This is a genomic window from Gammaproteobacteria bacterium (assembly GCA_009838035.1).
GTDB lineage: Bacteria > Pseudomonadota > Gammaproteobacteria > Steroidobacterales > Foliamicaceae > Foliamicus.
Map to the genome: position 1 here is coordinate 1 of VXSK01000013.1, position 21,165 is coordinate 21,165.

At 63.7% G+C, this 21,165-nt stretch carries 15 protein-coding genes; 1 reads left to right on the forward strand and 14 read right to left on the reverse strand.

Annotated features, from left to right (window positions below; all coding sequences use genetic code 11):
- Positions 1-94: 94 nt before the first annotated feature.
- From F4Y72_07320 to F4Y72_07350, 7 genes are all read right to left on the reverse strand, one after another.
- Complete coding sequence (locus F4Y72_07320; GenBank protein ID MXZ28103.1) at positions 95-922, reverse strand: outer membrane lipoprotein-sorting protein; 828 nt, start codon at positions 920-922, stop codon at positions 95-97.
- Positions 919-3,213, reverse strand: coding sequence for an MMPL family transporter (locus tag F4Y72_07325; protein ID MXZ28104.1), 2,295 nt, complete (start codon positions 3,211-3,213; stop codon positions 919-921). The genes F4Y72_07320 and F4Y72_07325 overlap by 4 nt, the downstream gene beginning before the upstream one ends.
- Before the next feature lie 68 nt (positions 3,214-3,281).
- Positions 3,282-4,460, reverse strand: a complete 1,179-nt coding sequence (locus F4Y72_07330; protein MXZ28105.1) for a DUF2236 domain-containing protein — start codon at positions 4,458-4,460, stop codon at positions 3,282-3,284.
- 39 nt (positions 4,461-4,499) lie between these two features.
- Positions 4,500-5,270 (reverse strand): hypothetical protein, encoded by a 771-nt coding sequence (locus F4Y72_07335; protein MXZ28106.1) that lies wholly within the window; start codon positions 5,268-5,270, stop codon positions 4,500-4,502.
- Positions 5,252-5,506, reverse strand: coding sequence for an NHLP leader peptide family natural product precursor (locus tag F4Y72_07340; protein ID MXZ28107.1), 255 nt, complete (start codon positions 5,504-5,506; stop codon positions 5,252-5,254). Before F4Y72_07340 ends, F4Y72_07335 begins: the two co-directional genes overlap by 19 nt.
- 117 nt (positions 5,507-5,623) lie before the next feature.
- Positions 5,624-6,502, reverse strand: a complete 879-nt coding sequence (locus F4Y72_07345; protein ID MXZ28108.1) for a 4-hydroxybenzoate octaprenyltransferase — start codon at positions 6,500-6,502, stop codon at positions 5,624-5,626.
- Entirely contained in the window at positions 6,502-7,731 is a 1,230-nt protein-coding gene (locus F4Y72_07350) for a hypothetical protein (GenBank protein ID MXZ28109.1), read from the reverse strand. The genes F4Y72_07345 and F4Y72_07350 overlap by 1 nt, the downstream gene beginning before the upstream one ends.
- A gap of 183 nt (positions 7,732-7,914) precedes the next feature.
- On the opposite strand from F4Y72_07350, the gene F4Y72_07355 reads away from it, so the two are divergent.
- Positions 7,915-8,166, forward strand: a complete 252-nt coding sequence (locus F4Y72_07355) for an NHLP leader peptide family natural product precursor (GenBank protein MXZ28110.1) — start codon at positions 7,915-7,917, stop codon at positions 8,164-8,166.
- 139 nt (positions 8,167-8,305) lie between these two features.
- Here the strand turns inward: F4Y72_07355 and F4Y72_07360 are convergent, their stop codons facing one another.
- The 7 genes from F4Y72_07360 to F4Y72_07390 form a co-directional block, all read right to left on the reverse strand.
- Positions 8,306-9,421 (reverse strand): hypothetical protein, encoded by a 1,116-nt coding sequence (locus F4Y72_07360; GenBank protein ID MXZ28111.1) that lies wholly within the window; start codon positions 9,419-9,421, stop codon positions 8,306-8,308.
- Positions 9,422-9,430: 9 nt separating this feature from the next.
- Positions 9,431-11,707 carry a TOMM precursor leader peptide-binding protein gene (locus F4Y72_07365; GenBank protein MXZ28112.1) on the reverse strand — a complete coding sequence of 759 codons (2,277 nt, stop codon included), beginning with the start codon at positions 11,705-11,707 and terminating at the stop codon, positions 9,431-9,433.
- A gap of 61 nt (positions 11,708-11,768) precedes the next feature.
- Positions 11,769-13,811 carry a hypothetical protein gene (locus F4Y72_07370; GenBank protein ID MXZ28113.1) on the reverse strand — a complete coding sequence of 681 codons (2,043 nt, stop codon included), beginning with the start codon at positions 13,809-13,811 and terminating at the stop codon, positions 11,769-11,771.
- Between the two features lie 77 nt (positions 13,812-13,888).
- Positions 13,889-15,190 carry a hypothetical protein gene (locus F4Y72_07375; protein MXZ28114.1) on the reverse strand — a complete coding sequence of 434 codons (1,302 nt, stop codon included), beginning with the start codon at positions 15,188-15,190 and terminating at the stop codon, positions 13,889-13,891.
- Between the two features lie 10 nt (positions 15,191-15,200).
- On the reverse strand, positions 15,201-18,125 hold the full coding sequence (locus F4Y72_07380) for an ATP-binding cassette domain-containing protein (protein MXZ28115.1): 2,925 nt from the start codon (positions 18,123-18,125) through the stop codon (positions 15,201-15,203).
- 4 nt (positions 18,126-18,129) lie between these two features.
- Positions 18,130-20,337 (reverse strand): ATP-binding cassette domain-containing protein, encoded by a 2,208-nt coding sequence (locus F4Y72_07385; GenBank protein ID MXZ28116.1) that lies wholly within the window; start codon positions 20,335-20,337, stop codon positions 18,130-18,132.
- A 268-nt stretch (positions 20,338-20,605) separates the two neighbouring features.
- A complete protein-coding gene (locus F4Y72_07390) occupies positions 20,606-21,157 on the reverse strand; it encodes a hypothetical protein (protein ID MXZ28117.1) in 552 nt (183 codons plus the stop codon).
- Between the last annotated feature and the right edge of the window lie 8 nt (positions 21,158-21,165).

The window sequence follows — 21,165 nt, forward strand, 5'->3', positions numbered from 1 at the left end:
GACAAGCAGGGACAGCTAGAATCGAGCCAGGATGGCGTCTCCAACGAGGAGGGGGACCAACGACGGGCGAGGAAGCACGAACAGCCGATACGTGTCAGCGCACGCGCCTCAGGGCCGCCTGCGAGAAATCGCCGTCGCCGAGGTCCGTGCCGAACTCCAGGTCCGTCCAGTTAAGCACCGTGCTCTTGCCCGTCAGATGATTCTCCATCGTCATTTCCCCGGCCCGCCAGTACCGATCCAGGTACTGCTGGTATCCCGCGAAAACCAATGTCTTCAGATGTGAGTTCTTGCGGTCGTAATAGTGAACCATCCAGGTGCGCAGGTGCTCCTTGTCCTGCCATACCAATTGACGGCTGTAGCTCGATTTCGTGTCCACCGGCACCTGTTCGTTCACCGTGCAGGTCAATTCGCCGCAGGGTTCCTCGCGCAGGAAACGGTAGGTGTATTTCTCGACTTCCGGATTGCTCATGTCCTCGTAGGAGAACTCGCTGCCCATGAAGGACCCGGTGCGGGTCGAGGAACTGATGCGCTTGACCCGCTTCAACGCCGGCAGATAGAGCCACTGGTCGTCCTGAGCCGTGAGATGACCGTGGGTCAGCAGGGCCGTCCCCTGAACGTCGCGCGGCTGGTCGAAGACGAACAGGCTCTTGTCGCCGTCGCCCTCGACTTCCAGGACCTTGAAGCGGATCTGGCGGCGGCTTTCCTGACCCTGGCGGTTGCGCAGGATCATGGTCAGATTGGCCGTGAAGTTACCGAAACCATCGTTGCGGGCGGCCGCCTCGTACGCGATCGCAAGGCCGATTTCCTCCGGCGAGGGATCCTGCGCAAGAGCGGGCGACGACACCAGTCCCGCCAGCGCCAGCAAGAGAGTGATACACGACGTAGCATGGTACGAACGTGCCCGGCTTGGCTCACGATTCATAGTTTTCTCCGATCAAATGCCATCAGCAGGGGCGGCAGAAGCAGGAAGTCGGCGAGGAAGGCGAACATGATCGTCATGGCCACCAGTATTCCGAGCGCCCAACTGACCTCGAATCCGGATGCCGCGAACACCAGGAACCCGGCCGACAACACCGCGGTCGTCGTTCCCAGGGCCTTGCCCACGGTGCTGAAAGCATAACGGACCGCGTCGGCGGCGGAACGGCCCTCGCGACGAATCTTCAGGTACTTCGTCAGGAAATGAATCGTGTCGTCCACGATGATGCCGAAGGCCACGACAGTCACCACCGAGGCCGCGATCCCCACTCTGCCGACCAGGTACCCCCACAGGCCGAAGCTCATGCCTGCGGGGATGAAGTTGGGGATCAGGCTCAGCAGGCCGAACCGCAGGCTCTTGAAAACCACGACCAGTACCAGCGAAATCAGCGCCATCGCGATCACGGTGCCGCGCAGCATGGACTTGATGTTTCGCTCCGTGATGTGCGAGACGATGACGCTGAGGCCGGTCGCCTCCGTCGTAAGCCCGGGAGCATTCTCCTCAAGCCAGCCGCGGGCCCGCTCCGCGAGCACCTGCTGCTCATTGCTGGTTATGTTCCGCATGACCACCGACATGCGGGTGGACGACTTGCTGATGTCGATGCGGTCGTTCAGGTCCATCCCGAACGGCAGCGAAAGCTCGTACAGCAACAGGTACTGCGTGGCCAGCGCCTGGTCTTCCGGCAACCGGTAGTAGGCTGGATCGTCCTCGTGCATGTTCTTGTTCAGACGCTTCATGGTGTCCGAAAAAACGCGCACATAGGTCACTTCCGGCTGGCTGCGGCACCACTCGGCGAAGGCGTCGATCTGGCGAAGATATTCGGGGTCGGTGATGCCGCCCTCGCCCGGGGAGGCCAGCGAATACTCCTGCGATTCAAGCCCGGTCAGGTTTTCGATGATGTAGTCCGAATCCCGACGGAATTCATAGCGCTCGCCAAAGTAGTTGGGCAGGCTGTCGTTGAGCTCGATGCGAAAAATGCCGACCAGCAGCAACAGCGTCGGAATCGTGGTCAGCCACAGCAGCGGTTTCCGCCGCGCGACCACGAACTCTCCGAAGCGGTCGAAGAGAGTCACTTCTCCGGCGGCCGCCGGTTTCACGCGCAGGGGCAGGATGGAAAGCAGGGCCGGCAGCAGCGACATGGAATACACGAAGGTGCAGCCCACGCCGAAGGCGACGTAGTTTCCCAGCGTGTGGAACGGCGGGGAATCGGAGGCATTAAGGCTCAGGAACCCGATCACGGTCGTGAGCGAAGCCAGGAAGACCGGGAAGGCGTTCACGCGCACCGATTCGGCAACTGCCTCCATCTTGTCCAGTCCCCGGCGCATGGCGGTCAGGGTCATCGTGGTGATATGCACCGACTGCGCGACTGTTATCGCCATGACGATGATCGGCACTCCGGCGTTCACGGGACTGAAGACCGTCTGGTTCCACCCCGCCAGACCCATCGCCGTGCCCACCGAGAACAGGATCATCACGACCATGCTCAGGGCGCCCGAAATCGAACGCAGGATCAGGTAGGCCACGGCAACGATCAGGAAGAACACGATCGGAGTCAGTCTCTCCAGGTCGTCCTGGGTGGCCTGCGCAAACGCGCGCTGCATCACGATGTCGCCGGTGATGTGAAATTCAATCTCCGGGCTCTCGGCGCGCGCCCGGGCCATCATGCCGTCGAGGTAAGCGTTGAGCTCCACGACCGAAGCGTCATGGGTCTCCCTGGGCGGTATGAAATTGATGGCCAGGCCGGCCACCCTGCCGTCTTCGGCCAGCATGCGGCCGACGAGCTCAATGGAATCGTTCGCGATTTCCTCGATCCGGTCCAGGTCGGCGTCGCTCAGGGACGCGGCGTCCTCCACCAACGGGCCGACGATCAGATCATCGCCCAGGGCCTCGCTGTGGCTGTAGTTGGTCAGCGAGTCAACGCGGCTCGAATAGGGCGCCTGCCAGGCCTCTTCGGTCAGCCTCTCGATCACGCCGAGCGTCTCGCGGGTAAATACGGTGCCCTGCCTGGGCGTCACGGCGATGAGCGCCGTATTCGACGACGTGTAGGTGTCCTCAAGGGCGTCGTAGGCGACGAGTTGCGGGTTGTCCTCGCCGAACAGAATCCGATGGTCGTTGGAAACCGTAATGAACCGCCCGCCGGCCGCCATCGCCAGCATGACCAGCGTGGCGCCGGCAATAACCAGCCAGCGGTAGCGCAGGAGCGCGGCGATGTACCGGTCGAGAAGCGCCGGATTCATCGCGCGGGCCCGAAGGTGCGCCGGGTACAGGCCGGTCCGCGCTCTTCAACGGGAATCACGGTCACGCCTTACCAGGGATTTTGCTTCGAGGTGTGCCAATGGTCCGGCATCACGTAGCTCATTCCTTCGTCATCATATTGCGAAACATCCAGAAGCTGAAGGAAATCCGCCAGGTGGGCCGACCGGGTGCCCTTGAGCATGCGCGTAATGATCTGCTTCATGCGGAAGAAATAGAGTGTTCCCAGCCGGTTGCTCCTCGGAAACTGCAGAGCGTCGGCCAGTTCGTTGCCGATCAGCGCGCGGGAGAGCCGAAAGACCAGTCCACGCACGGAATCGGCCTCCCTGGGATCTTCGATTCCCGCGACCGTGGGCACGTTGTGCACAAACGCCTGGGCCATTTCGACGGAATGACGTCCGGGCGGGGGCTCGCACATCAGGGTGATCCTGATGAGGTGCCGCGCCTGGGCTTCATCGGCGTACAGAATGGAATCCGGTATGCCCATGAGATGTCCGACATAGCGCCACAGGGCCAGAAAGCTGGCGACCTCGTCCTTGGCAAACTTCGCGCCCACTGATATTGCCTGTTCCACCAGGCGAATCGAGAAAACGCAGATCGCATAACCGAGATGGGCCGCACTCAGCGGAGTGCCCCAGGCCTGGGCATCCCAGGGCTCCGCTTTCGCCAGAAGGCTGCGGATGCGGGCGTGAACCAATCTCACCCGCACCGAGAGCTTCCAGCCGTCACCATAGCGGTGCAATCCGCCCGGCACGAAGATCTCCATCAGTTGCCGGTTGTTCTGTCTCAGCCGCCGGTCTCCGGGGCCCGTCACGGTGCGCGAGGTGATATTGAAGGACGTGGCGATCAGCGAGGAAAAGCCTTCGATCAGGACACCCGCGACGAATGCGACCAGAACGAAATTCGCGTTTGCGTAAAAGGCGCGGATCCCCGCGTCACAGGCCTTGTAGTCGAACCAAACCGGAGGTTGCTCGATTTCCTCGAAGAAATCGCGCATGACCTTCGGCGCCCGCTTGAGCTGGTCCTGCTGCTGTTCTATCCCGGCGTGAATGAACCGGTGCAGGGCGGGTGGCGACAGGTCGGCAATTTCCTCCATGACCGGATCCAACTGTGGATCGCCAATGATTGTGTGCCGGACGTAGTTGTCGGCCGCTGCCTGATCCTCGAGACGGGCTTTTTCGTATCCGGCCCTGTAGGCGGATGGAATCTCAAGTATCGGCTTCGTCGTCAAAACCCTGGCGCCGCCCTGCAAGTGTCCGGTCGATGGATTCTACCGTCTTGTTCGAATGTCCAGCTCCGCCAGATTCGCAATCACCCGATCATGAACGATGCGATCGTGGGCGTTCCGGGCGGGCAAGTCCCTGGCGCGCTCCAGCAGGCTGCGGGCTTCATCACGGTGTTTGCGCCTGTCGAGAAGCAAAAGGCCCAGGGCATATTCCGCGTGAACGATCTTCGCATCCGGCGCAAGCTCAAGCGCGGCGTCGTAGTGCGCGCGAGCCTCATTGCCGCTGGCCCCGAACAGCACCCTGGCCATGAATCCCCCGCCCCGGATGGCCTCCGCGTGCCAGGCTCCCAGGCTCAGATGCGCCTCGGCCAGTCCGGGTTTCAGAAGCAGCGCGCGCTCCAGCGCCGCCCGCACCCGTCCGGCGTAATCGCGCTTGACCCTCAGCGTGCCCACCGCCTGCGTGTAGCGCCCCATCGCGTGGGCGTGCTGAAGGTGCGCCGCCGGATTTTCCGGATCCTTGCGAATCGCTTCCTGTCCCAATTGCATGGCGCGGCCGAGCAAATCGGCCTTCGTTTCTTCCGCCGCCAGGTAATGCCCGTGAATCGCCAGCGCTTCGGCCGCCAGCGCATACCCGTCGGAAGTGTCCAGGGCTTCGGCGACTTCCGCGGCCTTAACGAACCGGCCCTCGCTCAGCGCGGTGCGCGCCGCTTCGATCGACTGGCCGCTCGCGGCCCCTGCGGAGAACAGGCTGATACCAACCGGCACGCAGGCCAGCCACCCGGCAGTACGGAACCCGGTCAGATTCCGCAGCAGCACATGCCGGCCGAAATCGCTTCGAGTTGCTCCTCGTCCAGCACCGGGTCGGGCGGCAGAACGACATGCACGGTGCGCATGTCGCTTTGATGCACGTGAAACTCAATATGGTCGGGAATCTCAATGCCGAATTCCTGGTACAGGGTGCCCTTGGGATCCGCTAGGAGCCCCCTGCGGAAATCGCTATCGTCAGCCGCCCTCTGAATGAGATGGCGCTGCATGTCCTCAGCGGACAACATGTCTGTCTGCCTTAGTGATCACGGCTCTGCGCCCCGCTTATGTTTACCGCAAGTCCAACCAGACTTCCTGATCGTATCACAAAGACCGCCCGGTATCGCATCCCGGGGAGCGCCTCGTCAATCTGCGGCGAAGAGCATGTCCAGCGCCAGTCCGGCGAAGAGAAGGAAGCCGAGCAGCGAATTGTTGTTGAAGGCCTGAAAGCACCGCTTGCGGTCCCTGCCTCGTATCAGCGCGACCTGCCGGCCCGCGCAAAGCAGCGCGCCGGCGACACCCGCGAAGTAAACCGGCCCAAGGCCGGCCGCCGTTCCCAGCCCGATCATGCCCGCCAGGTACGCAGTATGCGCCACGACGATGAACAGCACGTCGTGCCGGCCCAGGACGATCGCCGTGGACGGAACGCCGATCCGCTCATCGTCGTCCCGATCCACCATGGCGTAAACGGTGTCGTAAATCACCACCCACAGGAAAGTCAGCGGCCACAGCAACCACAAGGAGGGATTGCCGAGATCCGAAACGGCGGCGTACGCCATCGGAACGCCCCACGAAAACGCCACCCCGAGCACGAGTTGCGGAGCCGGCATGATCCGTTTCGCGAAAGGATAAAAGCCGGCGATGGCCGCTCCGATCACCGCCAGTCCGATTACCGGCGGCGGCAGGCTGAAGACCAGCCAGGCGGCGCAGGCAGTCAGCAGGCCGGCCACGGCCAAGGCCTCCGCAGGCCTGATCGCGCCGGTCGCCAGAGGTCGCGAGCGGGTGCGCTTTACCAGTCGGTCCACCCGTCGGTCGGCGTAGTCGTTCACCGCGCAACCGGCCGAGCGCATAAGGAAGGTGCCGGCAATAAAAACAAGCAGGATGCGGCCCGGCGGATCGCCGCCGGAAGCCAGCCACAGCGCGAACAGCGTGGGCCAAAGCAACAACAGGGTGCCGGTCGGACGATCCAGGCGGATCAGCTCGCCGTACGCCTTCAGGCGCTCGATCAGCACCCCCGAAACCATCAGTAGCTGTATGTGATATCCAGCCCCACGAAACTGTCCCGCCGCCCCGCGTAAGTCATGTCCAGCGGATCCACCCGCAACTGCGCGATCGCTTCCAGGCGCATCGACCAGTTGTCCGACAGGCGGCGATTCATTCCCACGTTCAAAGCGCGGTAACTGCGGCTCAAGTCACCCAGGACGCCGACGATGAACTCCGTGCTCTGCACGTCGTTCAAGGCGACCGAGGCCCCGACGAACAGGTCATTAGCCCACGCGGTCGTCGCCAGCGACCCGCGACTGTCATCGTGCCATTCGGCGAACACGATCATGTCCGCCGCCGAGCCGAAGATTCCGTAGAAATTGCGCTCCAGGCCGAGAATGAAGGCGCGGTAGTCCTCCTCCAGGCCTGCGAGGTTGCGGGCTCCGCTGCGGCGAATCGCTTCCAGCTTGTAGATCCAGTCCCCGGTCGTGAACTGCGCGTCCAGGCCGAGTTGCCGGATCTGTTCGTAGTAGGGAATGAACGGCGTGTCCGGGCCGGGAATCAGACCGGGCGGTAGGGCCGGAACGAAAAAGGGCTCGCGATTGGTTCCCGTGAACGCGCTCAGGCCAAAGTCCACCCGCCCTACGGTGTTGCTGTAGCGGGCTGCCAGATCGATATGGCGCTCCTCGTCGCCATTTTCGTACAAGGCATCGTCAACAAGCGGCACAGGCCCCCGGAAGCGTCCGTGAGACCCCGGAAACGTGCGCTTGCGGTGGTAGGGCAGGACCAGCCACTCCGCCATGCCCCAGCCGCCGGAGAGGGTCAGGTAGGCCATGGGCTGACCCAGCTTGGCTTCTTCGCGCGGGTGCTCGATCAGGTCGAACTGATTAACGACGTCCACGAGGTTGTGCAGCTCGACGACACCCCAGAACACGCGGTCAACTCCCAGGCGAAGCTCCCAGGCGGTGTCGCCCCAGTCTCCGTACATCAGCAGGTAGGCCTCGCGCAGGTCCGCATGGGTGCGTCGCGAATCGGCGCTGTCGTAGCGATAAAGCGGGGTAAACGTAAAGCTGGCCGTTTCCGTGATGTCCCAGTAAAGCGTGGGCTCGACAACCACGCCTCCGCTTCCCGCACGCTGGCCCGCGAAGGCCGGCGTTTCCGGAAACCAGCGGGTCTGCAGGCTCAGGTCGCCGGAAAAATCAAGAGTCTGCGCAGCGGCGCCCCATGGAACCATGAGCGCGAGAGCCGCACAGACGTCGCGGAATCGCATCAGCGCACGCGTCGAAGTGCGGTCTGGCTGAATTTGCTGTGATCCAAGGCATCGCCCCGACTGCAGAATGCGCAGCGAATATTGTATGACATGGTCTGTTACAATGACTTCCCCCAGCGTTGCGATTCTTTGCGGGAAAGCGGCGCGGGCCTCTGAAGCAACTCAATAAGACGGGGGTTTAGTATGAGAAGTGGAGAACAGATGCTGCAGCAGATCGTCGAGAAATCCGCCCTGGACGCGGAATTCCGGCAACAGTTGTTGGCAGATCCCAAAAGCACCATCAGCCAGGAATTGGATATTACGATTCCTGATTCGATGACAATCCAGGTTCATGAGAGCGACATGCAGACCGTGCATCTCGCATTGCCTCCTGATCCGAACATCACCGAAGAGCAACTCGAAGCCATTTCAGCCGGCCTCTGCTGCTGCTGGTAAACCGAACCGGCCGGCCAGGCGCCGGCTAGAGCGCGGAACTACGGTTTCGCGCCGGTTCAATACTTGAATCTGTCCCCCGCTCAACCCGAGCGGGGGATGGTTCGCGCGCGTATTTCCTGCGCATCGGGTTGACGGGAACTTAGTTCGATACCTCTCCGGACAACACCATGAACACGTAGGCCTTGGCCTTCCGAAGCCTGTTGCCGGAGATGACCAGCTTGATGTGGTGAATGCCTCTTAAGAGCACGTAGCGCCCAGTCTTTCCGAACAGCATGGAGGGTTTGGACACCCAGCCGGCCAGCGCCCCGAGCTTTTCCGCGACTACCAGGTCCTCATGGCCGAGGGCTTCCAGAAACGGGTCCCAATCGGTAAGGCCATCGAGCCAGTAGCGCGCATCTTTCGTATATCTCTGCTTGACGATGAGCGTCAGACCGAGCGCAGAACCCACACCGTCTTCCTCAACGTCGATATTGGCGCCAGACCGGACGATGTTCGCACGCTCCCTGAAGCGGGAAATAACGGACTCCACGGCTGAGATGCGGCCCGGCCAGCCCGTGTCCTGAAGAAAAGAACATATTTCCTGCTGCGATTTGAAGCCCATGATCGCCAGGCGTACCGCGCGTGAGCGGGACGGAAATACCCCGAGGGAATCCATTCGCGTGTCTTCGGGCTGCGCCCGGTAAACCATTTCGAGGCTGCTGCGCTGAGCATCGTTCATCTCCCAGCCGACGCTGGAAACGAGCGCCTCAACCACCGTGCCCACATCGTGCAGCTGGTCCCCGCCCACGATCGGACGTTCGCCGGGCCGCAGGAAGATTCCGGGCTGCGCATGCCCGTTGCCGCGCGCCGAGCCTATGTCGTATTCCAGCATCAGTTTGCGCCCGACGATTTCGCGCAGCGGCGAGCCTTCGGATTCCATTTCCCTGAACAGGCGCACGACGGTCCTCGCCGTTTCATCGCTTTCGTCGCCCCGCGCGAGTTCCTCGAACCAGTCGCCCGCGCGAGTTCCGCTTGCCAGCGATGCCCCGAAATCCGCTTCCGGCCTGCGCTCGTGCAGCGGAAGTTCGAAGCCGAATGGCAGGGCGGCCATCGTTATCGGAAGTCTCCCTGCGCATTCCAGCACCCGCTCCCATTCCCGGTCCCCGATAAGTACGCCCGAAATCCTGTTTCTCAGGTGCCCGAGCAAGTCGGCCATGGTGCCGCCCTCTTCCGCAAGTCGGTCCTGGGTCCGCGTTATTGCTTCGTCAATGTCCACGCTGTCTCCTCAGGCGATGACCGGTGCGGGATTGATGTCGGCTTCGGCCATGGGGCTGTGGCGGCGGCCCATGCTGACCGGCACGTCATACAGGCGCCCCGGAGCGAGTCGTTCCCAGAAATGGCGCAGGCCCGGCACGATGACCCGCACCACGGGCATGCCGATGTCGGGACGCGTCTGGTCCAGGACCAAAAACTCCATGCCCGCGGCTTCGACCAGCGCCCGGCAATGTTCCACATCCTCGCGCATGTCGGCCGTCTCGATCACCGTGTAATGCGAAGCATTGCGCAGCGGCGCGTCTTGCGCCGGCGCCAGCCAGGAACAATCCGCCAGCCGGGCGGTCTTCCACCACCAGAGCGCCAGCGGATCGTCGATCATGGGCCGGCCGTCGCGGCTTCCCGGGCGCGGCAGCCAGGTCAGGCACTGGTTCAATTCGCAAACCGCGCGCAGAGCCGCAATACGCGCGTCGGCATGGGCGCCGGCGCCGTAGATGATGTCCTCCGTTTCCGCATCCGGCCGTCGCGATAGCGCAACGAATGCGGGAATTCCGACATCGGAGGTCACGTCGAGCATCCACAGGTCCCGCTCAAACCGAGCGTAGTAGCCCGCAGCCGTTGCGAGGTATTCGTCGTCGAAGCTGGCGAGATCCACCGCAGGCACTTCGAGTCTGTTGTACCACCAGATGGCGAAAGCGTCGCGCTCGGCCAGTTCGTAGAAGCCCTGCAGTATGGCCTCCTCCAGCGTATTGCCTGCGGCGCAGCCGTTGGAATCGGCAATCAGGTCGCCGGCAGCGCGCTGCTCGGGCGCCATGCTGTAGAGCATCGAGGTCGGCAGATAGCGATGGCGCTGCTGCGTGAACGACCAAACGGGCGTCCAGTCCAGTTCGGCGTCGGGATCCATGCGCGCAGGCACGATGTTGTACGGGTGCCCCTTCGCGTTGATGTTCTCGGCGTTGTCAAGCTGAGTGTCGCTGAAGAGCTGCGCGTCGTTGGGGTGGATTGCCTCTCCATCGGCGGCGAAATCGGCGAAACGTCGGCGGACGCGGATCTCGTCTTCATGAAAGCAGCCCGAATACCGCTCGAGGGCCTCGCACAGCGCGCTGACCTCCGACTGCTCGCGCGTGCTGCCCTTGCCGGCGCTCTTGCTGCGCAAGCTGCGCCGCAGCGAACTCAAGGTCCGGCTTCTCATGCCTAGATTGCTGCCCGCCCAATAGACATGCAGCCAGGAATCGGCCTCGTCGGTAGTGCGCTTCAGCCAGGTCACGACGCCACTGATCGGGCTTACCAGGTGGCGGTATTGCGCCAGCGTGACCTCGGGGGCCACGGTGCGCGCGCCACCGCTGTTGCTGACGGCCCTGGGACTGGACTTCAGCCGCAAGGCCACGGGCGCCCGGTCCGCACGGAAAAGGGCTTCGTCGCCGCAGGCCAGGCACTGCGGCCGCCGCATGACGCGGTGCCGCGAGCTCGTGAATGTTGCGATATCCATCGTCATGGCCTGGTCGTGAATCGGCGCCGCCTCGCCGAGCACCAGCCATTTGGCGATCTCCGCCGCGATCAGCCCGTACAGGGCATCGAGCAGCGCGGGGTCGGCGGCAAACGGTTTGAACGCGGCCTTCTCGCCCGCGACATTCCTGAGAAACTGATGCACTTCCTGGTGACCGCCCAGCCGGTAAGCCAGGCATGCCCAGCACGGCCCTTCTCCATCCGCCCGAAATACGGGCCCGAACAGCGGCTGGATACCGCGAGGGCGCACCAGCATCCACGGCGCAGCTGCTTCATGCCGGCGCCGATTCTCCTCCGCAAGGCGTTCCTGCAGATAGTCGTCGCATACGATCACGCTGAGCTTCGGCCCGTCGCTCCCTGCGGCGGCGCCGAGTTCTTCCAGATGCCGTGCCAGGCGGCCCTCGTCGCCCTCTACTTCGACGCGCGATTCCGCCAGACGTTGCTCCGCCAGGCATGGCGACGCGCCGAGGGACGACCAGTAGGCCGCCCGGTTCCTGTCCATCCCATGCCCGCCCGAGACTACGTAGTCCCTGGAGGCCAGTGAAGCGATGGCCGAACGAACTTCGGAGGCGGTGTGTTCGGCCTCGAGGGCGGCGGCAATCTCTTCCTGCTCGCGCCGGCCGTCGAGCACAGGCAGGAGCTTGCAATAGACTTCGCCGTGCAGCAGCGTATTGAACGACTCGGAAACCAGCAGAGTCTGCCGCTCGCCGATGACGTGGAATTCCAGGTGGGGCGCAAGCGCGGGCAGCTTGACGATGCCCCGGTCGGCAGCCGTCGTCTTCATCAGTATTCCGCGCTGAGGATTCTTTTCCGTCCGGGCCTAGTGTCGTGTCTCACGGATGCCGTCAGGCGCGCGTGAGAAAGGCATCGAGTTCCGCTTCGGCGTCGGGCGCGGTCTCCGCTGCCGCCGGCGCGCCCCATTCGGACAGGACGTCGCGCCGCACTTCGTCGAAGCGAGCCCCTATCCGGGAATCGCCGGTCTCGAATGCGCAGCGCGCCCTGGTGAGGTCGGGACTCTTTGCCGCGCCGGCGTTCCTGCAATGATCGGCCAGATCGCTCAACGGCAGCACGGCACAGCGCTCCGTGCCGTGCGGGACGGGGGCGAACAGCAGGCTGTTCCGCGTCAGACCGGTCAGCGTGTCGAGATACAGCGCGCATAGCCGCCGGCCGTCGTCCGGGCCGTCATGCACAAACAGGAAATCGGCCGCAACGCCGGGATGAGCCTCCCGGCCGGCGAGATCGCCCAGGAATATCGCGGCCGCCCCGCCCTCGCTCACGGGCCCGCGCCGGTCCACATAATCCGCGACCACGGCGGCCAGCACGGTGGCGATCGAGGCTTCGGCCAGATTGGACAAGGCGGTCCTCGCCTCGTCCGGAGACAGGTTTCCGCGCACCACGTGCATTCCGATCTGAAATGCCTTGTCGTTCGACCAGTTACGCACCACTTCCGCGGTGTCTTTCGCATCGGTCGCCGGGATCTCGGCCATCAGGCCCTTCATTTCCTCAACGCTCATCTCGAACGTCCAATACACCCGCGCCAGCCCGCGACGCGCAATCGCTTCGACTTCCGGGTCCGACATGAACCCCCTGGGCAGGTCGAGATCGGTGAATTCCGGATCCTTGAGGTTGTCCAGCAGTTCCGGGTTGCGTTCAATCCATCCGGCCAGCCTCGGGGCGGATGCGAAGATTTCGATGATCGCGCTCAGGTGTTCGGGCCGCGCCGCGGACACCGGGCTGTCGTAGGCGCTCCAGTCGTCTATCTCCGGGTAGAAATGCTCGCGCCACTGATCCACAAGCGGATCCATCTTCTCGAACCAACGCTTCGGCCGCAGCACGATATTCATCAGGTCGCTGTAGGTGCCCGGCAGGAACGGCGACTCGTCCGCGCCGGTGATCTGCAGCAGCGGATAGGGGCGGCTGGCCAGCGCATGATGGTCCGCATGTCGCTGCATGTTGAAGAACATCCAGTTGCTGAACTTCCAGTCGGCGCTCCAGGAATGGCGCGGCGCCACCTTTTCCCAGCGGCCGTTCGGAAGAAGCACCCGGCGAAGACCATAGTGCTGCAGGTAATTGCTGATCTTCATCGAGAACACGCAGCAGAAGCCGAGGAAGGCAAAGACCAGGACCGCCCAGATGCCGCCCATCCAGAAAACCAGTCCGTACCAGAACGCCATCGCGATGCCGTAGCGCCAAAACGGATTGCTGTAATGCCAGACGGGCAGGCGGCGGCGCGCCAGCAACTGGGCTGCCATCTTCCACGAATTGGTGAGGTTGCTTACGATTTCCTTGGGAAAATAACTCCAGAAACTCTCGCCCTTGGGGGCGGACCCCACGTCGTGCGGCGTGCCCACCTGCGCATGGTGGATATAGACGTGCTCCGTGGAGTATTGCGGATAGGAGGCCGAGGCAAGCAGGAACTCGCCCCACCGCCTTTCCCAGGGAGTGCGCCGGTGAACCAGTTCATGACCGACGATAAAGACCGCCTGCGCCTCCATCGTCAAGATGATCGCCAGTATTACTTCCTCCCAGATTGCAAATGGATTCGCAACCAGAATCTGCCACAGGCCGAAAACCAGCGTGACAGGCCACAGAAACGCCCAGCACCAGACCGGCAGGTTGTGCCAGATCAGGCGGCGACCCGGAGCCTTGGCCGGATCCATGTTGCGGCCGTCGAGACCGAACGCCCGATCGAGCGGCGTGGCGGCGGCAAAGAACAGAAACGGCGGCAGCAACCACCAGCCTCCAAAGGCCGCGGCGGCAAGAATCAGGGGAAATACTCCCAGCGGCAGAAAGTGCGGCAGGGCCGTTCGGATCGAAGGCTCGATCAGTTTTGAGACATCGGCGTTGTGTGGCCCAAAGCCACTACTTGCGGCTGTTTCCTGCGGCATGGCAGCGCTCTACGGGATGTTCACCCCCGCTTACATCGCGGTTCATGTTAGCACCGCATGACATCGGCGCAAATCGTTCAGGCGGCCAGGATTTCGATGAGGCGCTCCAATGCTTCGATGCAAAACGCGGTGGTCATGCATTCGGAGCCGTGTCCTATCTGCCCTACCGTGCCCCACCTCAACGTCTGGTCGCCAAACGCCAGCAGTTCCGGCCAACTGCCGTCCTCGTGCTGTGATCCGATCAACCTTTCCGCCAGGCGTTTCACGTTCGCTTTTTCCAGGCATCCGATATCGTCGAGCGCCGACACCGCCTGAGCCGTCGAAAGTATGTTGCCGAAGCCTTCCTCACCGTCGCGCAGGCCCAGGATGGCGTCGGCAAGTACCGGGCGCAGACCCTCTAAAGCCGGCCGAGCGCGAACCATGGCCCGGGCGGTTGCATAGTAGGTAGCGACCGCGTCGGGATACCACTTGGACGAGCCCTCGACACGGCCCTCGGCGATCAGGTCTGTCAGCCAGGCCTGGGCTTCCCTGGTTTCGGGATGGTCGCCCAGGCAGGCGATGACGTTCGCATTGACCACGGGGTCGGCTTCGATGCGAAAGCGTGACACGACGTCAGGCTCGCCTTCGTCCAGCAACCAGGTCAGGAAACGTCCCTGCTCGTCGCGGTTGGCCAGCATTCGGGGAACGTTTCTTCCCAGAACAATCCAGGGGTGGTTGGCTATAACGAGCGAACAGAGACTGGAGCTGTCAAGGTCCCGGGGCAGATGACGATAGTAGCGCCACAACCCCGGGTATTCGATGGTATCGACCAGATACTGCCTGGTGCGGCTGCAGATGGCCCTGGCCCGCGCCTCCCCGCAACTTTCCAGGGCCAGTGCGCAGAAAGCGGAAACGAAAGCGGGCCTTTCGAAATGCCGCGGGATGTCCGGGTCGGCCGTGCTGAACCGGATGCAGTGCCAGGCCCCGTTTTCGTCCACGACGGATTCCAGGAATGCGAGGCCGCGGCGTATGCTCTCCCTGCCCGCTGCCGCAAGCGCCGCGGGCGCAGGGGACCCGGCCTGGGCTGTGGCCGGCTGTTCGGCCGGCGGTCGAATGTCTGGCGCGGGATCGTGCATGGTCTTCCTGAGATACTCAAGCGAGGCCACGCCGGTCCTGGCCGCTTCGCGCTCTTCCTCGCTACGTCTGCTTTGCGGCGGAAGCACGAGATGCGTCACGGTGTCCGTGTTTTCATGAACGCGTATCTCATGGCCGTCGGCCATCGTCACGCCCAGTTCCGTTTCGATCGTTTCTTTCGGCTTCGCCAGCAGACGTTGGCGAAACGGGCCGTCGGATGCGGCCTTTGCGACGAGGAATTTCGCAGCGTTAAGTGGTTTCTTCAACGGATTCCGCTTAAGCGATCTGCCTCTTGACCAGGTCCCGGAAAACCCCGTCCACCTCCATGAGTTCCCCGAAGGCGCCGCTTTGCACAACCCTTCCGGCTTGCAGAACGTAGATGCGGTCGGCGTGTTCCAGCGTCGACAGGCGGTGGGCGATGACGATTCGGGTCGAAGTCAACACGGCCAGGTTCTGCATGACCTGGGCCTGGCTCTGGTTGTCGAGCCAGTTGGTCGCTTCGTCCAGCAGCAGAATCCTGGGACCGCGCATCAGCGCGCGCGCGATCGTGATGCGCTGACTCTCCCCGCCTGACAGGACCGCGCCGCTGGTGCCGACCAGCGTCATCATGCCCATGGGCATGGACTTGATCTCGCGTTCGATTTCGGCGGTCTGCGCCGCCTGCCATGCTTCCTCGGTGGAAGCTTCGTCGTGGTGCGCGACGATATTGTCCCAGAGGTCCTGGGGATGAAGTTGCACCGACTGGGGGACCACGCCGATCTTCCGGCGCAGCTGTTTCAGGTTCAGGCGCCGCAGGTCGCGTCCGTCGTAATAGACCGATCCGGAGGCCGGATGGTCCACGCCCAGCGCGAGCCGGAACAGCGTGCTCTTGCCGGCCCCGGATTCACCGGCAATGGCGACGAACTCTCCGGGACGGGCGCGTATCGTGACGTCGTCGAGAATCAGCGGGCCGTCGGGATCGTAACGGAAGGAGATGTGGTCGAACAGAACCTCCCCGGCCAGATATTCGACCGGCTCGCCTTCGACCGCGGTCTCGGGAGCCGCTGCGAGCAGCGGGCGCATGTGGTCGAACGCCGGCCGCATGCCGGCAATTACACCGAAGGACTCGCCGAGCCGGGCAACGGCAGCCTGATAGGCAATGAACACCGTGTAGACGACGAGAAAATCGCTGACCGGGACCGTCCGGTCGCCAGTCGTCGCGACCGCAAATAGCAGTACCGCGCCCGCGAGGAAGGGGAGCGCGACGCCGAAGGCCTGCATGTGCCCCTGCATCGTGCCCAATTCGTACTCGGCCCGTTTCTGCTCGCGATAATCCTTCGCGGACATGGCGAAAGCCGACCCTTCCGCGTTCTCGACACGCAGCTTGGCGATCCCCTTGATGATCTGGAACAGGTTCCCGGTTGCGCGGCGTACGGCTCCGGCCATGCGGCCATGGGATGCAACCTGGCCTGATCCGAGCGCTACCGTCACCAGCAGCGACGTCAGGCTGAATACCAGGGCGATGATCCCGAGCGTGGCGTCATAAAAGAAAATGACGCCGAAAACCGGGAGCAGGAAAATGAGCGACAACACACTGTCCGCAAGCGCTCCCTGCAGTCCGTCTCGCAGGTTCTGGAACGTCATCCCCGACATGGCCAGATCGCCGGCCGGGTAGCGGCGCAGAACGCTTCGCGGCAGCCGCAGGAGGCGGTCCCAGAAGGCGGCCTCGATCCGCGACGACGAGCGGCTCTCCAGCCGCATCATCGCCGTGCCCTGAAGCAGGTGCAGAAGTGCGCCGAGCAGGCCCAGGCCCGCCAGCGCCAGCGCCACCGCATAGAGCGCGCCGGGACTTCCGCCCTGGACGATATGGTTCGCGACGAATCCGAGAGCAAACGCCGGCGCCAGCTTGATCAGACCGCCCGGCAGTCCCGCCACAACCAGCCGCACCAGATCCGCGCCCGATCCCCGCAGGCCGATCCGGAGAAGATCGGCCGGTTCCGCGCTGCCCTGCGGCAATGGCGGATAGAACATCCATGCATCGTCCTGCAGCGCGCCGGCGCGCTCCGCCGTCATCCTGATGCTGCGCTTGCTGACCGGGTCGAATTCGCGATAGCGGCCGAACATTCCCGGGAGCAGCGCTACGGGGCGGCCGTCCTCGGCCCGGAAGGCCAGCATCGCATTGCTGTCGCCCCGCCACCACTTGTCTTCGGCGCTCAATCGCACCCGCCGGGCACGTACGCCGGAGGCATCAAGGATTTCGGCCAGGCTGACCGGTGAATCGAAAGGCCCGGAGCGCGCCGGAATCCTGAATTCGATGCCCTCGCGGCGGCCGACGGTCTTCACGGCATCCGCAAGCGCCGTGTCGTCCGCGACCGCGCCCCGATCGTCCGGCAGGTCATAGATATTGAACAGCCGGCGCCGGGCGACTTCCTCGGCCACGCGGCGGCTGCTTGTCCGCGCGCGTTCCAGATTCGCGCTATCGACAACCGCGAGCCGGCGGTTGAGCCGCTCAAGGGCAAAGGCAACGACGTGAAAGGAAGCCAGCGCCGAAAGCAGCGCGCCTTCGGCCGCCAGCGTCTCGGATGATCGGGCGGAAAGCGCCGCGGCGTCGGACAGCGTGAGCCAGCCGGTTTGAGTCAGTGGAATCACGGCTTCTTGCGGACTGTCTGCGCCGCTGAGTTCGGCACAGTCGATCAGGTCCATATACAGGCTGGCGCCTGCGGGCGGCCGGGATACCCACACCACTCCGCGCCGAACGGACAGGGTCCCCGGGCCCAGGGTTCGCGTCTGATCCGGTTCGACCAGCGCATCTGGTCGCGGACTGTGCGTTGCGTAACGGAAAAGTGTGTCGGTAACGCCGCTCAGCCAGGCATCGGCCTGCTCGGCCAGTTCGGCCGGGTCCACCCCGGAGAGCATGCTTGTCGGCAGGCGTTTCAAAAGCGTGCCGGGCAATCCCTTCGCGATCAGGCTGAACGTCGTGTCGTCCTCGTCGGGCGCGACGCCCGGCAGAATGCCGCCGGCCTCGGCGCGCAGGAGATGCTGCGGCGCCGTCTGCTCCACACCGTCCCTAAATTCGACCAGGAACAGATCGACCGCGCCCCGATCGATGAACCAAACGCTGTCGGCGTCGTCGAGCTCTACCGGCAGGTTGCCGGCGCAGGCCACGGATTCGCCGGAGCGGCCGGCGAGTTCCGCGATCGATGTGAATTCCGGCCCGCTCATCCCTTCAACCGGCCTTGACGAGCTTGTAGTAGGTGCCTTCCCGATCCGCGATCAGCTCGTCGTGGTTGCCGCGCTGCACTTCGACGCCCTTGTCGAGCACGATGATTTCGTCGCAGTCCCTCACGGTGCTCAGCCGGTGCGCCACAATCAGGCAGCTCACGCCCCTGCGCCGCAAGGCGTCATCGACGTATTCTTCCGTGGCCGCATCCAGCGCGCTGGTCGCCTCGTCCAGAATGAGCACGGTCGGATTGCCCACCAGCGCCCGGGCGATTTCCAGCCGCTGCCGCTGGCCGCCGCTGAAATTCACGCCGGCTTCCTCGACCCGAGTCGAATATCCGTTCGGCCGGCGCAGGATTTCGTCGTGGATGCAGGCGTCCCGCGCGGCGGCGATCACAGCTTCGTCCGGTACGGCCGGGTTCCACAAGGTGATGTTGTCGCGCAACGAAGCGGAAAAAAGAACCACGTCCTGATCCACCATGGAAACGGACCGCCGCAGTACTTCCTCGGGAATCTCATGCCGCGGGTGGCCATCGAACAGGATTTCGCCGGACCAGGGCTGATAGATACCCGCAACCAGGCGCGAGAGGGTGGATTTGCCGGAACCGCTGGGGCCGACCACGGCAACCCGGCGCCCGGGCCTGATCACCAGGTTGAAGTCCTTGATCAGTGGCGGCCTGGCCTTGTTGTAGCCGAAGGTGACCTCCCGCAATTCGACGCGGCCGGCCAGCTGCAGCCGGCCATTGAACGTGGGGATCGACTCGGACTCGGGACTTCGGCGGGCGAAAACGGGGTCTTCCTCCGCCCTGGAGATGTCTTCCAGACGTTGCATGTCTGTCTCGAGCGCCTGACGCCGGTCCGCGAGTTCCAGAAAACGCCCGATAGGCGCCAGAAACATCTCCGCCAGAATGTAGAGTCCCACGAGCGTCCCCAGCGTGATGTCTCCCGCCATCACCCGGGTGGCTCCGATGCCCAGGATCGCCGCGGCGCGCAGTGCGGCGATGAGGCCGGGAAGCGCGGCGTCGAGATAGCCCAGTTCGGAATAGCGCCGGCGCGCTCCCAGTTCGCGCGCCTGCTGGCCGCTCCAGCGGGAAAAGAAACGATCGTCCGTGGCCGTCATGCGCAGGTTGTCCACGTGACTCAACATCTGCATGCCGACGCCGATCAGCATTCCCTGCTCACGCCTCATGGCATGGCTTCGATCGGCCCGCAGCGACTTGACGAAATACGCCAGCACTCCGTTCACGATGGCCAGCGCCAGCACGGTCAGCGCAAGCCAGACATCGTAGGCCAGCATCGCCGCCAGAAACACCGCGCTCATCGCCATGTCGATAATCAGCACCAGGAGCTGGCCGGTCAGGTTCTTGGCGATCCGGTCGATGGAGGTGACCCGGTCGGTCAGGTCGCCGACCAGCCTGTGCTGGAAGAACTCCACCGGCAGGCGCAGCAGCCGCGACAGGCCGCTGTTGAAGCCGACCACCGAGATGCGGATCGCCAGACGGTTCAGGAAACGGTGCTTGAGCAGGGACAGGACGTAAACCAGGATGCCGGCGCCAAGAAAGGCCGACACCAATCCGCCCCAGGGCCGGTTGTTTGCAAGAACGTGGTCCACGAAAACACTGAGGCTTCCGGGAATAACGAGGGCCAGCAGCGCCAGCATCAGTCCGCAGGCAACCGTCCCGGCCACCACGCCCCATGAGCCCGAGCGCCAGGCAGCCATTTGCCTCAGCAGGCCCGGTCTTTCGCCGCCGGACCGGAAATCCGCCGTACGCTCGAATCTCAGCGCAACGTTGCTGTAGCCCTTGTCGAATTCTTCGGCGGAAACCGTGCGGCGCCCGGTAGAGGGGTCGTTGAGGTAGAAATTGTCTCTGTCGAACCCTTCAAGGATGAGGAAATGGTGAAATTGCCAGAACAGGATCAGAGGCAACTCCACCTTCTTGAGCGCCTGGCTGGTCAGGCTCAGTCCGCTGCACTTGAGACCATAGTGCCGGGCGGCGCGCAGGATGCTTGCGGCGCTGGAGCCGTCGCGGCTTACCTCGCATTTTTCGCGCAGTTCGGTAAGCGGGGCCCAGCGCCCGAAATAGGCCAGGATGCTGCCAAGACAGGCAGCGCCGCACTCGGTTGCGTGCATCTGCAGCAGAAGCGGAGTGGTGACCCTGCGTTTTAAGGGTGCCGATGCGGCCTTCGCTTTCGCCCCTGTAGTGTGCTGTCTCATGAGTTCCTTGCCTTTCAGAGCGGGCCTGAAGCGTCAATGCAAGGCGCCGCCCGCAGGGAATACGTCCGTATTGCCCAGGACGGCAACGCCGCAGTGGCGCTTCAGGCCCGCTCCCGTAGGGCGCGGCACCTGTGGCCCGTGGCCGCGTTGCGTTCCTGGGCAATGGGAAACACCATTCCCGGCGGAACGCGCCTTGCCACACGCCACAGGGGACACGCTGAAAGGCAAGGAACTCATGAGACAGCACACCAAGGCGCCGGGCGGCATTTCAGGATTGCCTCCGTACGAAAAACGCGAGCGGGGACTGTCTGCCGAGTTCAATCACGATCCGGCATGCCGGCCCGTCGGCGGAAGCGAATTCCTGGCCCGGGTCGAGGGCTATATCCAGGCGGTGCATGGTGACCGGCGCCGCCGACTCGAACGGCGCCGTCGCGTCGCCCGGGGCCAAGGCGGCGAGGCCGGATACCACGCCCTCATGACGGCGTGCCTGTCCGTCGCCGATGTCGACTTCCAGAGAGACCGGCATGTCGGACTCGATCCGGCGCCCGAGTTCTCTTTCGATCCACACCATCGCTTGCAGGGAGGAACTGTCCCCCGGATGTCGCTCGCCCGACTCGACCAGCACGCCGTCAACCGTCACGCTGCGGGCCACGGTGCCCAACATCAGCCACGCCACGAACAGGAGCAATACCAGCCCTGTGACCAACACCAGCGCAAGTTCCCCCGGCGTGGAAACGGTCAGCAGCCGGTCGAGGCGTTCGCGCTCTTTCTTGGCCTTGCCAACGGTCTTGTGAAATGAGTCAAATGGATTGTTGAACACGGAGGCGC

Coding starts and splice junctions, on each gene's coding strand:
- F4Y72_07345 (MXZ28108.1), bottom strand. CDS start 6,502: ATGGTTTCGGGGGTGCTGATCGAGCGCCTGAAGGCGTACGGCGAGCTG.
- F4Y72_07340 (MXZ28107.1), bottom strand. CDS start 5,506: ATGTTGTCCGCTGAGGACATGCAGCGCCATCTCATTCAGAGGGCGGCT.
- F4Y72_07355 (MXZ28110.1), top strand. CDS start 7,915: ATGAGAAGTGGAGAACAGATGCTGCAGCAGATCGTCGAGAAATCCGCC.
- F4Y72_07325 (MXZ28104.1), bottom strand. CDS start 3,213: ATGAATCCGGCGCTTCTCGACCGGTACATCGCCGCGCTCCTGCGCTAC.
- F4Y72_07380 (MXZ28115.1), bottom strand. CDS start 18,125: ATGAGCGGGCCGGAATTCACATCGATCGCGGAACTCGCCGGCCGCTCC.
- F4Y72_07320 (MXZ28103.1), bottom strand. CDS start 922: ATGAATCGTGAGCCAAGCCGGGCACGTTCGTACCATGCTACGTCGTGT.
- F4Y72_07350 (MXZ28109.1), bottom strand. CDS start 7,731: ATGCGATTCCGCGACGTCTGTGCGGCTCTCGCGCTCATGGTTCCATGG.
- F4Y72_07365 (MXZ28112.1), bottom strand. CDS start 11,707: ATGAAGACGACGGCTGCCGACCGGGGCATCGTCAAGCTGCCCGCGCTT.
- F4Y72_07370 (MXZ28113.1), bottom strand. CDS start 13,811: ATGCCGCAGGAAACAGCCGCAAGTAGTGGCTTTGGGCCACACAACGCC.
- F4Y72_07385 (MXZ28116.1), bottom strand. CDS start 20,337: ATGAGACAGCACACTACAGGGGCGAAAGCGAAGGCCGCATCGGCACCC.